The organism is Microbulbifer sp. ABE4_465 (genome assembly GCF_056160765.1).
On sequence record NZ_JBSWXV010000001.1, the window covers coordinates 607,331 to 622,839 of the forward strand.

A 15,509-nucleotide genomic window follows, 5' to 3' on the forward strand; every position below is an offset into this window, starting at 1 on the left:
TATCGTGCCTTTATTCCGCCGTATGTTTCCTGCTGCCGCGGAAGCCACTGAGTATATTTCCAATAGGATCCAGATGAATAATTTCCCCAAACGGCTTCTGGCCCATGCATTGCCGGTATTTTCCGGCCTGATTTTTACGCACGGCTCTGCGATTGCTCAGGAAAATGCTGAGTTGAGCGATGACGACCGCCAGTCCAAAGAACTGGAGCACATACAGGTATCCGGGGAAACCTACCGCGGGCTGGACAGCCAGACGACACAGCCGGTGACGGTTCTCAGCGGTGATGAATTGGCCCGGAGACGCCAGGGCACTCTGGGTGAAACGCTCAATGCCCTTCCCGGTGTGCACCTCGACAATTTTGGTGCGGGAGCCTCGCGCCCTGTGATTCGTGGCCAGACCGTACCCCGGATCGAGGTTCTGATGGATGGCGCGAACGTATTTGATGCATCTTCCGTTTCTCCAGACCATGCCATTGTCACCGATCCACTGTTGCTCGATGCAATCGAGGTGTTGCGCGGACCAGCGGCGACCCGTTACGGCGGTGGTGCAATCAACGGCGCGGTAAATCTGATCGACAGTAAAGTCCCGAGGGCGGTCCCTGAGGGGGGGATTTCCGGCGCGACGGAGGTGCGCTTGGGGTCTGGCGACGGAGAGCAGACTGCCGTGGGACGGATGACAATGGGGCTCGGCAATGTCGCTTTTCATGTTGAAGGTTCGAGCCGCGAAAGCGAGAACTACGATATTCCCAGCGAGTTCGGTGCCGATGAGCTGGCCGACTCCTTTTCCGAAAGCTCAAATTTTAGTCTGGGTGCGTCATGGATCAATGATAAAGGCTATATCGGCGCCGCTTATACGCGGCAGGACGCCGAATACGGTCTGCCAGGCCACAGCCACTTGAATGGTGTCTGCCATACCCATGGCGCGGACCTGCACTGCGAGGCACATGACGAATTCGAAGATCCCTTTGGTTCGTCCGACGACCATACGGCTTATATCGATCTGCGCAGTGAACGTGTGGATGTGCGGGCCGATTACGCGCAATTATTACCGGGTATTGCGCATACACGTATGCGCCTCTCGTATACCGACTATGAGCACGAGGAAATCGACGGCCCTTCGCTTTTCAGCCAGTACCTGAACGAAGTCTATGATGCGCGTTTGGAGTTCACTCATGAGCCCCTCCTCGGCTTTAGCGGTCTTTTCGGTGTGCAATACACCGATGGTACTTTTTCGGGACTGGATGTAAATCTGGTACAAAACTCGGGTTTGGTAACATCGCTTTACATGGCGCTTACAAGTTATGGCCCGCCCATTGAGTACAAGACAGAGAACTATGCGGTATTTCTGAATGAGAGCCGGTCATTCGGTCCGCTCGATGTGGAATTCGCGATCCGGAAGGATAATCGTGAGATTTCCCGGCCGGTACCGGCGTTAATTGAGAATGTTCGCCCCGGATATGAAATGTTGTTACCGGTGTTTGTCAGCCTTTATGGGGAAAACTGGATCGACAATTTTAGAGATGAGGCAGCTGAAGATTTCATAGAGAACAACCCAGGCTCGAAACACAGTCCATTATCGACATCACTCGCGGCGACCTGGAATTTTGACGAGGCCTACTCGGCGTCTGTATCGATTGGACGTACGGAGCGCGCGCCGAATGTTCGGGAACTCTATGCCTATGGTAATAACCTGGCCACGAACTCTTATGAACTGGGGCTTACCCAGCGCAACCGGGCATCGAGTTCCTTCCCTGAAAACTCCGCGGATATGATGGAGTCTGCCGACTCACTTGACCTCACCTTCCGCAAAACCAGCGGTGACACGCAATTTGAAGTTGGTGTCTTTTACCAGGATGTGACGGACTACATTTTTGCCCGTCATCTCGAAACCGAAGATGCGACGGGTGTTGCGCATAACTATCTGATGTACGTGGCTGCAGACGCAGGCTTTACCGGTATTGATGGACAGATCAGCCATCAGTTCTCGCCTGCATCACGAGTGACCGTTTTTGGTGACTATGTCGATGCTGACTTGAAAAGCGAGGACGACCGATTGCCGCGGATGCCACCTGGCCGCCTTGGTGTGCGCTACGACTGGGAATCCGGTCCTTTCGCGGCGAATCTTGAGTATTATCGCACCGCCAGTCAGGACCGTGTTGCCTCCTATGAGACACCGACCGATGGCTATAATATGGCGAACATGACGATTAGCTATCAGTTTAATAACGACGCGACGGAGGCTTATCTACGTGGCGTGAATTTGACGAACGAGCTGGCATTTATGCACACATCTTTCGTCAAAGAGCAGTCTCCATTGCGTGGCCGTAATCTGATATTGGGCCTAAGGCACCAGTTCTGATTACTGATACCTGTGCCAGCCAGCGACGGCACAGGTATTGTTTCTGCCAATGCGGACACGGCACAGGAATGGCGTCCATGCAATGACTTAGTGTTGTGTCCGCAACCCCTGATTCAACGACTGCCGATAGGCGCTGATGGCCGGTACGGCGGCGACGATAAACGTCGTTACCAGCACAGCGCCGATCAATTTTACAGCCTGCTCAATCAGTGGCGTACCGGTCAGATAAATACCGAAACGTTCGCTGAGCAGCGGCTCCAGAAGCCATTGACCCGCGAATACCGCCAGAAATGCACCGGCTGCTCCCAGCAATACCACCAGTAGCGCCTCCGCCTGAATCAGCAGAAACAGTTGCAGTGGCCCGGCACCAATTACCCGCAGCAGTGCAATTTCCCTGCGCCGTTCGCGCATGGAGGTCAGCAACATAATGCAAAGGCCGAGCAACGCCGCAAGAACCACCATGGCGGAGATCAATAGTAGTATTTTCTCCACCATACCCAGCATCTGCCAGAGCTGGGACAGGGTCACGCCGGGCAAAATGGCCAGTAACGGTTCTCCACGGTATTGGTTGATCTGTCGTTGTAGCTGAAAGGTGGCGACGCGGGAGTCCAGCCCGAGCATAAAGGCGGTAATACTGCTGGGTGTCAGATCAGTGTGCGCCTGACCGTGCGGCTTGTGAACCGCTTCCATTCCTTCCAGGCTGATATACAGGGCGCGATCTACCGGGGTACCGGTGGGTTCAAGTATTCCGGATACGGTAAATGGGTGCTCTTCGTGATGGCTGAAACTGGTGCTTCCCAAACCGTGGGCGAGTACCACAGAGTCGCCAAGCTCATACTTTAGTTGCGTTGCCACCGCGGCACCCAGTACCACATCGTGGGTCTCTGCAAACGGCCGTCCACTGGCGAGGGTCAGCGCCCTGCCCTGACCGTACTGATAGTGATTGAAAAATGCTTCGCTGGTACCAACTACCCGGTAGCCGCGGTGGGAATCGCCGAGGGAAATTGGAATAGTCCAGGCAACCCGTGGCTGTTCGGCAATATCGCGATATGCCTGCCAGGAAATATTATTACTGGGCGTGCCGATCCGAAATACGCTGTACAGCAGTAGATTGATCTCACCGGTGCGTGCACCAACGATCAGATCTACCCCGGAGACAGTGCGATTGAAACTGTCGCGGGCCTGATTGCGTATCTGCTCTACCCCGAGCAATACCGTCAGGCTTACGGCTACGGAAAGTACTGCCAGCAGCACGCTGCCGCGACGGTGCATCAGGCTGCGCCATGCCAGTTTAAGCAACATTCGTGGCCTCCGGATTCCAGGCCTTGTTCAGGTCGCGCATGTCGGCGGTCGCCGGAAAATGTTGCGCCAGTGTGGTGTCGTGGCTGACAAAGATCAGCGTGCTCTCTTCACTGGCATAATTCTCCATCAACAGTTGCACAAATGCATCGCGGGCATCCCGGTCCAGTGCGGAAGTCGGTTCGTCGACCAGTAACAGTTGGGGTCGATTGATCAGTGCACGGGCAATCGCCACCCGCTGCTGCTGGCCCACGCTGAGTGCTTGCGCGGGCCGTTGCAGCAGGTCATCTGGCAGTTTTAGCTGGGCGATCAATTGGGCGGCGCGCTCGCGCACATCCCCACCGCGACCAAAATGCGCCGCAAGGCGAAGATTGTCCATGACGCTCAGGTAGGGAATCAGATTGAACTGCTGAAACACCACACCGATGCGTTGCGCGCGGAACCTGTCCCGCCCACGGTTACTCAGTGCGCTCAGCGACTGCCCAAAGATCTGTACCTGCCTCTCTCCTCGCTTTTTCGGCGCGACCAGAGTGCCGGAAAGCAGATTCAGCAGGGTGGATTTCCCAGAGCCGGAGGGGCCGCGCAGAAACACGCGGCTGCCCTGTGGTACCTGCCAGTCGGCAATCTCCAACACCGGTGCGCCGCCGGCGTATGCGAAGCAGAGCTGTTCGATTGCAATCGCGTTCATAGTTCCTTTTACGTCGCTAATTCCGTGCTGCGCAGGCAGGCGTTCTGATGCTCCAGCTCTCCCTGTAAGACCGGCACCTGTTCAGCGCAGATCTCGGCTGCATGGGGGCAGCGGGTGCGAAATACGCAGCCACTTGGGGGATTGATCGGCGATGGCAGATCCCCTTCGAGCAACTGGATCTGCTTGTGCTTTTCTTTTTGGGGGTCTGGGATCGGCACCGCCGACATCAATGCCTGGGTGTACGGGTGCCTGGGGCCAGCAAAGAGCTTGTCCTTGGTACCAACCTCTACGGCGTTGCCGAGGTACATGACGATGACCCGGTCGGAGATATGCTTTACCACCGACAGGTCGTGGGCGATAAAGATCAGCGACAGGTTCATTTCCCGTTGCAGCTGTTTGAGCAGATTGACCACCTGCGCCTGAATCGAAACGTCCAGTGCAGACACCGGCTCATCGCAGATGATCAGCTTCGGGTCGAGAATCAGTGCCCGCGCGATTCCGATGCGCTGGCATTGGCCACCGGAGAATTCATGGGGGTATCGGTTGACCAGATTTGGCAGCAGGCCCACCTTCTTCATCATGGCCTGTACTTTTTCGGTAACGGCTTGCTTGGGAATATCCGGGCGCAGCGTGCGCAAGGGTTCCGCAATAATGTCGCCGATGGTCATGCGCGGATTGAGTGAAGCCAGGGGATCCTGAAAGATCATCTGTATGTCTTTGCGGGTGGCGCGCAGGGATTTTTCATCCAGCGCGGTGAGATCCTGGCCGAGCCACAGGACATTGCCGTCAGTCACTTCGGTGAGCCCGATAATAGCGCGTGCCAGAGTCGATTTACCGCAGCCGGATTCCCCTACAATACCGAGGGTTTCTCCGGCATAGAGCTTCAGATCTACACCATTTACCGCCTTAAGATTGGCGGGCTTGGTCCACGGCCAGGCGTTTTCCTGCTTGATGGAAAAGTGCACTTTGAGCGCCTGGACATCCAGCAAAACTTCGTTATCGGTGCGTTGCGTATTCTGCATTAGCTGGCCTCCAGAATTTCGGCTAAATCGGCGTGGCAGGCACGCATGCGCGTTCGCGCGAAAGCGGTCAATGCAGGGGCCTGCTGGCGGCAGTGCTCCTGTACTCGGTGACACCGCTCCTGAAATGGGCAGCCGCTGGGCAAGTTGAGCAGATTGGGTGGATTGCCGGGTATGGTGGGCAAAGCCCCCTCTTCTGAATCGAGCCGTGGAATCGCCTGCAGCAGCCCCTCGCTGTACGGATGGCTGGGGCGGTAGAAAATATCGTCGGCGCTGCCGTATTCCATGGTGCGCCCGGCATACATGACCAGAACCTTGTCACAGGCACCGGCCACAACGCCGAGGTCGTGAGTAATCATGATGATGGCGGTGTTGAAATCCCGCTTCAGCTCATTCAACAGGGTGAGAATCTGGGCCTGAACCGTAACATCCAGGGCGGTGGTGGGTTCATCGGCAATCAGCAGTTCCGGGCGGCACAGCAACGCCATCGCGATCATTACCCGTTGACGCATGCCCCCGGAAAACTCGTGGGGGTACATATTCAGGCGCTTGTGCGCCTCGGGAATTTTCACCGCGTCGAGCATCTGCCCGGCTTCGACAAGGGCGTCTCTTTTGTTCAATCCCTTGTGTTTGACCAGTACCTCCGCCAGTTGATTGCCCACTTTCATATAGGGGTTCAGCGAAGTCATCGGGTCCTGAAAAATCATTGCGATTTTGTTGGCGCGAATCCGGTTCAATTCGCGTTCGGGCAAACCAAGAATCTCCTGGCCTTTAAAATTGGCGCTGCCGCTGACAATGCCATTCTTCGCCAGCAGTCCCATCATTGCGAATACAGTCTGGGTTTTCCCGGAACCGGATTCGCCGACAATACCAAGGGTTTCTCCAACGTCGAGGGAGAAATTCAGGTCATTGACGGCGGTAACAGCCCCTTCCGGGGTGGTGAACTCGACGCGGAGGTCTTGCACATTCAGTAAGCTCATGGGTACCTCTCTAGCGATCTTTCGGGTCCAGCGCATCGCGCAGGCCGTCACCGATAAAATTGAAACAGAACAGGGTCGTCACCATAAAGAGCGCAGGCACAATCAACTGCCAAAGGGCGATCTCCATGGTCTGGGCGCCCTCGTTCATCAGTGAGCCCCAGGAGGTCATGGGTTCCTGAACACCCAACCCGAGGAAACTGAGGAAGGACTCGAACAGGATCATCTGCGGCACCAGCAGCGTGGCATACACCGCGACGATGCCCAGCACGTTGGGAACAATATGCCGGGTAATCATGGCCCACTTGGATACCCCGTAAACGGTGGCCGCCTCGACGAACTCCTTGCTTTTAATGCTCAGGGTCTGACCGCGCACGATCCGCGCCATATCCAGCCAGCTGACCGCGCCAATGGCGATAAAGATCAGCAGGATATTGCGACCGAAGAATGTCACCAGCAGGATGACGAAGAACATAAACGGGAAAGAGTAAAGAATTTCCAGCGTACGCATCATGACACGGTCGGTGCGACCGCCGACAAAGCCTGCAGTGGCCCCGTAGAGAGTGCCAATCAGGACCGCCACCAGCGCCCCCATCACACCCACCATCAGTGAGATGCGTCCGCCCATGGCGGTACGTACAAACAGGTCGCGGCCGAGTGAGTCGGTGCCGAAGTAGTGGCCGGAGGCCAGTGAAGGTGCGGCGTGCATTGCGCCCCAGTCCACTTCATCAAAAGCAAACTGGCTCAAAGCCGGACCGATAAAAACAAACAGGGTGACAAGTGCAAGAATGATCAGGCTGGTCAGGGCGGCGCGGTTACTGAAAAAGCGGCGGCGCGCGTCGTCCCACAAGCTGCGGCCTTTGACTTCCAGCTGTGTAGAAAGATTTTCAACCGCTTCTCTATTGGCAGTAGTCGATAACATCTGGGTGACCTCAGCTTACGCGTAGCGGATTTTGGGGTCGACCACTGCGTACAGAATGTCGACAATCGCATTGAAAGTGATGGTGAGCGCGCCGACCAGAATGGTCAGGCCCAATACCATGGAGTAGTCGCGGTTGAGGGCGCCGTTGACAAACAGCTGGCCGATTCCGGGCAACCCGAAAATGGTCTCGATCACCACCGAGCCGGTGATAATCCCCACTAGCGCGGGCCCCAGATAGGACAGCACCGGCAAAATGGCCGGCCGCAGTGCGTGGCGCACGATGATGTAGGGCATGGACAGGCCCTTGGCTTTGGCGGTGCGGATAAAGTTGGAGTTCAGCACCTCAATCATGCTGCCGCGCATAATGCGGGATATGGACGCGATGTAGTACAGGGACATCCCCAGCACCGGCAGCACCACATACTGGGCCGCACCATTGTGCCAGCCACCCGCGGGCAACCAGTCGAGCCAGATAGCGAAGATCAATACCAGCAACGGAGCGAGTACAAAACTGGGTATCACCACTCCGGCCATGGCGCTGGTCATGATGGTGTAGTCGAGCCAGGTGTTCTGACGCAGCGCGGCGATGGTGCCAAAGCACACCCCGCAGGTGACCGCGACAATAAACGCAAACAGGCCGATCTTGACCGAGACCGGCAAGGCCTGGGCGACCAGTTCGTTCACGCTGAAATCTTTGTATTTGAAGGACGGGCCAAGATCACCCTGCAGCAGGCCACCGAGGTAGCTGAAGTACTGCTGGTAGACCGGCTTATCGAAACCGTATTTTGCCTCGATGTTCGCCATCACCTCTGGGGTCATGGTGATTTCAGCGGAGAAAGGGTTGCCGGGCGCAAAGCGCATTAGGAAGAAGGAGACCGTAATCAGAATAAACAGCGTGGGAATGGCTTCCAGCACGCGCTTGATGATAAATCGGAGCATATGGAACTTCTTTTATAGCTTTTGTTGGTAACGTTCTTGTTGTGAATGGCTTCCCTGCTAAAAATACCCGGAGCCCGCTCTGAAGCTCCGGGCTTTTGGTTAGTGCTCGATGATCCACATATCTTTTGAGTAGTAGTTATCCAGCGGATCAGCGGCGTAGCCGCCCACATGGGGCTTGACCATATGTTGGATGACGTACTGGTAAATCGGCGCGATGGGCATATCTTCCGCGAGAATTTCTTCTGCCTGCGCGTAATATTCCGCACGCTTGCCCATATCCATTTCTTTGGAGCTTTTCGCCAGTAATGCGTCGTAAGAGGGATTGCTGTATTTGGCGTAGTTACTGCCGCCGTCGGTCAGCAACAGTTTCAGCATGGTGGACGGTTCGTTGTAATCGCCAATCCAACCGGCGCGGGCAATATCAAAATCGGTATTGGCGCGGGTGGAGAGGTAGGTCTTCCACTCCTGGTTTTCCAGGGTGACATCCACATGCTGCAGATTCTGTTTCCACATGGCACTGATGGCGACGGCTACCTTTTTGTGGTTGTCATTGGTGTTGTACAGCACGCTGAATTTGAGCGGGTTGTCCTCGGTGTAACCGGCTTCCGCCAGCAGCGCCTTGGCCTTGGCGACACGATCGGCTTGAGCGAGCTGGCTCCAGGGCGTCGGCGGTGCGTCAAAGCCCTTGACCACGCCGGGGGTAAGATGGAATGAAGGCTCCTCGCCGCGCCCCATCACCTTGTAGGCCATGATGTCACGGTCGATGGCGAAGGCCAGTGCCTTGCGCACGCGTGCGTCGTCAAACGGCGGGCGTGTGGTGTTGAATTCGTAGTAATAGGTACCGATGTAGGGGGTGGTTTTGACTTCGTCCCCGCGCTCTTTTTTCAGGCGACCGATATGTTCGATGGGGATAGAGTAAGCAAAGTCGATTTCACCGGCCTCGTAGCGCTTCAGCTCCGCATTGGGTGAGGCAATGGGCAGGTTGCGCACCTTCTCGAGTTTTACATTGGCCGCATCCCAGTACAGATCATTCTTTACGTACTCGATACGTTCATTGACTACCCACTCGGTAAGCTTGAAGGCGCCGTTGCCCACGTAGTTCCCTACCCGGGTCCACTGGTCGCCAAATTTTTCCACGGTTGCCTGATGCACCGGTGAAGTGGAGGCATGTACCAGCATGGAGACAAAATACGGTACCGGCGCTTCCAGAGAAACCTTCAAGGTCTGCGGGTCCAGGGCCTCTACCCCTAGATTCTCGGGCGGCTGCTTGCCCTCACTGATGTCCTGGGCATTCTTTACCTTGGCAGCGGCGAGATACCAGGCGTATTTGGAAGCGGTGGCTGGGTCCACCAGGCGACGCCAGGAATAGACGAAGTCGTCAGCGGTGACCGGATCACCATTGGTCCATTTGGCATTATCACGCAGCTTGAAGATATAGGTCTGATTGTCCGTGGTTTCCCAACTTTCCGCGATGGCCGGACGGACACCGCCATCCGGAGCGGCAATCACCAGTGTTTCCATTAGATCGCGCAATAGTGCGGATTCGACGGTACCGGAGATCTTGTGCGGGTCCAGGGATTCTGGTTCTGAGCCGCCGCCGCGCACCAGTGTCTGATCTGCGGCGAGTTTGGTTGGGTCGAGTGCTGCTGCGGGGGTACTGGTGTCTGTGCTGGGCTCCGAGGGGCCACCGCAGGCGGCAAGGCCAAACAGCGCCGTAAGAAGCGCCCCCAGATAGCAGCTACGGCGAGAGTAGGAAGATTGGTTGCGTCGCATCATTTATTACTCGTTCGTTCTTTTGGAACTTGGTTTATTGTGTGCTTGGCACTGCGGGCGATCAGCCCGCCGAATAGACTTTATACCGCAAATGTCGCGAAAAGTTCTGCTTGGGTGGCCAGGTCCCGTATTGGCGCTTGCCTATATCACGATGGCACCTGAAAAGACCGACACTGCAAGATCACTGCCAACCCAATCAGACAGAAACCGCGGTTGGCTGCATCGACCTTTTTATGGCGTTTCCTTCAGGGGCGCTAAGCTGTACGATGCAACATATCGTAAAAGATCAGACATTTACACGCCATGCTCAATCGAAATAACAGAACCGGCCGTTCACTATCGTTCACCCTCATACTAGCAGCCTCACTGGGTGTTGGCTGTAGTGATGAGAACCGCGAAGCGGAGCGCGCAAGCGACACTCAGACGACTGCCGCCGCTGACCCCAGCGCTGAAGTATCAGCCCCCGGCGAGCCGGAAGCGCCGGCTGAGCAAGAAACCGTGGACTACCGGGAGGTCAAATGGGAGGAACTGATTCCCCAGGAAGACCTGGAGGCCCTGCTCAACCCACCGGCTTATCTGGCCACCATCGCCGAGGGCTCCGATGCAGATATGTTCCCCAAGGAAGAGCCCCTGACCATCGACGGCCCCGCCAGCGCTGAGGAAGCGCGCTACCAGCAGGCGCTCCAGTCAACCAAGATCAAGCCGGAGTTCGACCGCCAACAGGTGCGTATCCCCGGCTTTGTGGTGCCGCTGGAGTTTGATGACGATCAGACCATTACCGGTTTCCTGTTGGTGCCCTACTTCGGCGCCTGTATGCACCTGCCGCCACCGCCGCCGAACCAGGTGATCTACGCGAACTTCCCCGAAGGGTTCCAGGTGGAATTTCTCTATGACCCGGTGTACATCGAGGGAGAGTTGCGCACGCTGCCAGAAGATACCGAGCGCGGCAATGCGGCCTACTCCATGAATGTGGCGCGGGTGTCTGCCTACGAAGAATAAACCTTGGCGTGCGCACCCCGTAATGGGAGCGCGTACGCGCATTTTGGGCTACAGACTACAGTGTGCGTGGAATCTGCGATGAGTGGTGGTGCAGAATCGGATTGGGGCTGGCGAGGTCGATCACATAACTGAATCGCGCCTCGAAGTTGAGCAGTTCGCCGTCAACCGCGAAGCGCCAGTTGTAGATGCCCCCCAGCGTATACTGGTCACTTTTCATTTCCTGGACGGTCAGGGTCTTTTCGTGGAGCGCAATGCTCAACTCCGGCCGGCTTCCCAGCTTTTCAAAATAGTCGCGCAGTTTTTCCGGTGTATTCAGTATCCGGTTTGAAAATGTTGGAATCAGCACGGCGTTTGGATCATACAGGTCAAGCAGGCTATCTACATCCGCGCCATTCACGGCCTGCATCCACTGGTCCAAAATATCTCGCGGGGCATGTGCCATAGTTTCGGTCTCCTTATACAATACAAAATCGTCAATAGACCTCTCTTTCGATTGCTTACAATAAAAAGAAGGCCTCGCTTTTAGGGGATTGCGCAACCCGCTTCCCGTCCGCGCAGGATCATTTGTTCGATGCCGATCTTTTGATTTTCGCCTTTCAGACGGTCATAAGGCGCAACTGCCGTGGCGCTGTCAGTGCAGAACTGTAGGTACCGCTATACGGCAGCATTCGCTGTTACCGCTGTGCTCACTGCGGTGTTTTTCAATGGTTTCTGTTTGACTGGTGTTAAGCCACCCAGCCTTCGAAATCCGATGAAAAAAGCCAGCCAGCAAAGTGGCAGTAGTCCGAGTGACATCAAGCCGATCGCGCTCGGCCCGGTCGTTTCCGGATTGAAACTCGGGCGCTTGCCAAATTCCTCACGGCCCATGGGCAAATCATTAAACAGGAAGTCATAGTAAAAATTGCGGATTTGCTTATGGAAGTCGGTGATTCGATCTTGATAGGCTAACTGCGCTGTCAGGTCAGTGTCCGCGATCCGATGTAGTGCCGCTTGGGCTCCCACGCTGGGCATCAACCAACCTAGACCCTCTGTCCAGCGTTGGCGGGCCTCCAGCCCGCTGCGGTAGGCTTGCACCTGTTCGGCGACGCTTTCGTCACCCACCTGATGAAATGCAAGGTACCATTTCCAGTGAAAACCCTGTGGCAGCGGCGCGGTATCGCGCCACTCGGGGTGGCTGTCAAAAAAGCGCTGCATCATTTCATCTCGTGGCACCTCCCAGGCACCATGTACGGCTTCACGTTGTGCCAGCATCAGGTCCATGCCTTGCTGTACGGGAATAGCTCGGATCAACACCATGTTCGCGAGCGTTGGCAGTACCAAGGTCAGCAGCGCCCAGTTCCCCATCAGTGCGGTGGCATTTGTTACGGAGGTCCAGTTGCGTGCGCACACCAATAATGACAAGCCTACCCAGAATGCCAGATAGCTGGCGGTAATGATCAACGCAATGAAGAGCGCCAGGGGCCCGGTGCCCGACGCGAGAGCGCCGATCACCAGCGGCAAGGAGAGGCAGGAAAATAGCAATCCGTAGCGCAGTGCCGCGCGCCTTTGGAACAAGCGCGACCCGTCGGGGACAGACATCAGCAGGCGTAACCGCCCGGACTGCCGCTCGGTCGAAATAAGGTCGTGCAGCAGCGCAATGACGAATAACGGTGACAGGTAGATCAGTACAAAAGCAAAATCGAATCTCCCTGGCAACGCCAGTTCAGGGTTGAATGTCTCTCCGTCATGAATCTGTGCCTGTAGGCCCAGGGCACGAATTCGCAGTACATAGGGCGCCACGTCACGCATTCCCAGGGCCATATATGCTGCGTTGGACGGTGCGTCCCAGGTATTGTAGAAGGTGTAGTATGCGAAGCTTCCGGCGTCACCTTTCTCAGCGTGGCGGTCAGCGACGGCCGTCGCATCCTGTTCCTGCAGAATAGTGAGGCGCTCGATCGTATGGCGTTGTTGCGTGACCTGATCCACACCCAGCCACACCGACACACCCGATAACACCAGCAAAAATAGCAGGGCAAAAGCAGAGAGTCTTGAGCGGAAGATCAACCGAAATTCATTGGAAAGAGATTTCATCACCCCGCCCTCCCGAGACGTATACCGGCAAACCGGATCAGTAAGATAAGAACAGTCAGCCAGCACAACAGAACGGAGCCCGCGGGCAGGATTCGATCTAGAACCTCAGCGGTCGGTGCCGGGCGGAATTGAAACTGAGGGAAACTTTCCCAGTGAGTGTGGGAGACCCGATTTTGTTTGTTCGGGCTGGTATCGTCGGCGTAGGTCAGCTCGTCTACTTGAAGCTGATTCAGCCCTTGGATCAATTCGTAACGATAGGCCTCTCCCTGTTTGAGGAAACGCTGGAAATTCTCAAGGTCGGTACCTGCGGCTGACATTGACAGTCTGCGCAGGGCCAGCGTCGGGCTGAGCCAGGCGAAATCATCGACAATGTTTTTTTGTCTATTTTGTAACTCGAACAGTGCGTTCGCGTAGCGATTGAATAATGCACTGGAAGCCCGCTCGCCCTCCATGCCCACCAGTCCTTTGTAGTTCACCGGGAGGTCTTCAATGCGTGTCACGCCATACTGCGCCAGTACTTTTCCTCGGAATGCGGAGAAATGCGGGTCGTCGGGGTTGTGCGCATCTCCCAAAGCGCGGTATTCGCGTTCGACGTGGATCGCACTCTCAAAGCGCGTCGGCAGCGGCACACTGGAATTTACTAGATCTGGCAGCCAGCGGGGCAACAGAATCACAAAGATTGCCCAGGCGACGAGAAGTGTCAGTAACGCATCACGGCTACGCTTGAGCTGGCTGGAAACGAGGGTCACTAGCAGCGCCCACAGTAAAAGCCAGCCGGTGTATCCCAGGGCAAGTATCAATGCAGACTGCCATGAGGCTTCACTGCTAACGCAAAGCCAGCCAAGTGCGAGCAAGGCTGGCAGCATTATCAGACCGACAAAGCCAAATAGCGCGAGCAGCTTGCCACTTATTATCTGAGTACCGGTTACCCCCTGCACCAGTAACAGGCGCAGTGTGCCGGACTCACGTTCTCTGGCAATCAGTGCATGCCCGACAAATACAAGCAGAAGTGGGGCGAGCACCTGTAGCACGAATGCAGGGCTCAGTTGACCGAAACGCAACATCAAGGAGGATTGGCGGGCGTCGGCAAAGTTAGCGGTGTTTTGCCGGTGCCCCTCCAGAAACAGGGTGTTACCTGTGTAGGCATCTATTCCGGGATCGAATGCGGCCAGCGGATTGAGTGGACGGAATGCAAAGTGCCCGTAATGCACCACTCGATGCGGGTGCCGGTCCGGTTGCGCTTCAAACGCCTGATTGGCGAAAGCCTGGTAGTGCGCTTGCTGGGCATTGGCATTGCGTTGGTGTTCGTAGGCGTTCAGCGTCGCGACAAGAGTTAACAGTACAAACAACAGAAGACCCCATACCGCGACATGGTCGCGTAACAGCAGCCGCCATTCTTCGCGGGCGATGCGCATAACGAGACTCACGCCACCTGTCCCGCATAGCGTCGGTGCAGATTGCGGACGTCAAAGCGTTCACTACCCGTGGCACCCTCTGCCGCAACTTCTTCCAGCAGCCGCCCAGAATCGAGGAAACCGATGCGATCGGCTACCTCAGATGCGCTGAGCAAATCGTGGGTAACCATCAGTGTGGCAATACCCTTCTCGCGAAGAAGCTCCAGCAACCGATTGAATTCGGCGGTCGCTTTGGGATCTAAGCCGGAAGTTGGCTCATCGAGCAAGAGCGCCGGCACCTCCCGCGCCATAGCTAACGCGATGGCCACCTTCTGTCGCATGCCCTTTGAGAATCCACCCACTTGGCGATCGTAAGCGGCGGCGTCAAGACCCGCTGCTGACAGCGCTCGATCAATCGATCCCAGCCCCCTACTCTGGCCAGCCAGGTCAAGTAAATAGGCGACGTTTTCTCGTGCCGTCAATTGCTCGTAGAAGGCGACATTCTCGGGAATATACGCAAGCTGACTACGGGCCTGCGAAGCATGTTTGACCGGGTCAACCCCATTCACCCGCACCTGGCCACTTTTGGGCGCGAGAAATCCTAGAAACAGGTTTAGCGTGGTACTTTTGCCGGCACCATTGGCGCCGAGCAAGGCGTATACCTCGCCCCGTTGTACATGTAGATCCAGCGACTGCAAAATTGTGCGCGTTCCATAGCTCGCTGTGACAGCGCTCGCCTTAAGAACGTCTGTTTCGCCAGCTACTGTCGGAGCCTGGTTGCATTGTTCAGAGTTCATGCCAATTCTGTCCTTGGTTCATTGCAGACTACTAAAGGTTTCTCAGTCAAACTTGTTATATCATATCTTTTTGGCGAAGGGCTATCGCGACTGGCGCCACAGAGAAAACAGTCATCTGCACAAAATGGTGGTCGACCGGGGTTGCCAATACCTTTCTCAACGCCCTTTCCTGCCATGTAGAGGCGCAAGTTTCGGTTGTTTCCAGCGATCTCGCCCATTATGATACGTTATATCGTTAATGTGATGGTCCGGCAGGTCTCGAGTCGGGAGAGG

13 protein-coding genes are annotated in these 15,509 nt (G+C 56.0%); 2 read left to right on the forward strand and 11 right to left on the reverse strand.

The window, feature by feature from the left end; genetic code table 11:
* The first annotated feature begins 73 nt into the window (after positions 1–73).
* Positions 74–2,359: a TonB-dependent receptor domain-containing protein gene (locus ACXAG1_RS02415; protein ID WP_475118835.1), complete on the forward strand. Its 2,286-nt coding sequence runs from the start codon at positions 74–76 to the stop codon at positions 2,357–2,359.
* Positions 2,360–2,446: 87 nt separating this feature from the next.
* On the opposite strand, the gene ACXAG1_RS02420 is transcribed toward ACXAG1_RS02415, so the two are convergent.
* From ACXAG1_RS02420 to ACXAG1_RS02450, 7 genes are all read right to left on the reverse strand, one after another.
* Complete coding sequence (locus tag ACXAG1_RS02420) at positions 2,447–3,661, reverse strand: ABC transporter permease (protein WP_475093020.1); 1,215 nt, start codon at positions 3,659–3,661, stop codon at positions 2,447–2,449.
* The gene (locus tag ACXAG1_RS02425; RefSeq protein WP_475118836.1) at positions 3,651–4,346 is read right to left on the reverse strand and encodes an ABC transporter ATP-binding protein; all 696 of its coding nucleotides are present in this window, start codon (positions 4,344–4,346) and stop codon (positions 3,651–3,653) included. Before ACXAG1_RS02425 ends, ACXAG1_RS02420 begins: the two co-directional genes overlap by 11 nt.
* An 8-nt stretch (positions 4,347–4,354) precedes the next feature.
* On the reverse strand, positions 4,355–5,368 hold the full coding sequence (gene oppF / locus ACXAG1_RS02430; RefSeq protein ID WP_475093018.1) for a murein tripeptide/oligopeptide ABC transporter ATP binding protein OppF: 1,014 nt from the start codon (positions 5,366–5,368) through the stop codon (positions 4,355–4,357).
* Positions 5,368–6,345, reverse strand: coding sequence for an oligopeptide ABC transporter ATP-binding protein OppD (oppD, locus tag ACXAG1_RS02435; RefSeq protein WP_475118837.1), 978 nt, complete (start codon positions 6,343–6,345; stop codon positions 5,368–5,370). Before oppD ends, oppF begins: the two co-directional genes overlap by 1 nt.
* Positions 6,346–6,355: 10 nt before the next feature.
* Positions 6,356–7,264 carry an oligopeptide ABC transporter permease OppC gene (oppC, locus tag ACXAG1_RS02440; protein WP_475118838.1) on the reverse strand — a complete coding sequence of 303 codons (909 nt, stop codon included), beginning with the start codon at positions 7,262–7,264 and terminating at the stop codon, positions 6,356–6,358.
* A 15-nt stretch (positions 7,265–7,279) separates the two neighbouring features.
* Entirely contained in the window at positions 7,280–8,203 is a 924-nt protein-coding gene (gene oppB / locus ACXAG1_RS02445; RefSeq protein ID WP_231757345.1) for an oligopeptide ABC transporter permease OppB, read from the reverse strand.
* A 99-nt stretch (positions 8,204–8,302) separates the two neighbouring features.
* On the reverse strand, positions 8,303–9,979 hold the full coding sequence (locus ACXAG1_RS02450) for a peptide ABC transporter substrate-binding protein (protein ID WP_475118839.1): 1,677 nt from the start codon (positions 9,977–9,979) through the stop codon (positions 8,303–8,305).
* A 300-nt stretch (positions 9,980–10,279) separates the two neighbouring features.
* Here ACXAG1_RS02450 and ACXAG1_RS02455 point away from each other — a divergent pair, with 300 nt between their 5' ends.
* Positions 10,280–10,975: a DUF3299 domain-containing protein gene (locus tag ACXAG1_RS02455; protein WP_475118840.1), complete on the forward strand. Its 696-nt coding sequence runs from the start codon at positions 10,280–10,282 to the stop codon at positions 10,973–10,975.
* A 55-nt stretch (positions 10,976–11,030) separates the two neighbouring features.
* Here ACXAG1_RS02455 and ACXAG1_RS02460 read toward each other — a convergent pair whose 3' ends face one another.
* From ACXAG1_RS02460 to ACXAG1_RS02475, 4 genes are all read right to left on the reverse strand, one after another.
* The gene (locus tag ACXAG1_RS02460; RefSeq protein WP_475118841.1) at positions 11,031–11,417 is read right to left on the reverse strand and encodes a nuclear transport factor 2 family protein; all 387 of its coding nucleotides are present in this window, start codon (positions 11,415–11,417) and stop codon (positions 11,031–11,033) included.
* A 212-nt stretch (positions 11,418–11,629) separates the two neighbouring features.
* Complete coding sequence (locus ACXAG1_RS02465; RefSeq protein WP_475118842.1) at positions 11,630–13,045, reverse strand: ABC transporter permease; 1,416 nt, start codon at positions 13,043–13,045, stop codon at positions 11,630–11,632.
* Positions 13,045–14,460, reverse strand: a complete 1,416-nt coding sequence (locus tag ACXAG1_RS02470; RefSeq protein WP_475118843.1) for an ABC transporter permease — start codon at positions 14,458–14,460, stop codon at positions 13,045–13,047. Before ACXAG1_RS02470 ends, ACXAG1_RS02465 begins: the two co-directional genes overlap by 1 nt.
* A gap of 8 nt (positions 14,461–14,468) precedes the next feature.
* A complete protein-coding gene (locus tag ACXAG1_RS02475) occupies positions 14,469–15,236 on the reverse strand; it encodes an ABC transporter ATP-binding protein (RefSeq protein ID WP_475118844.1) in 768 nt (255 codons plus the stop codon).
* Positions 15,237–15,509 lie beyond the last annotated feature (273 nt).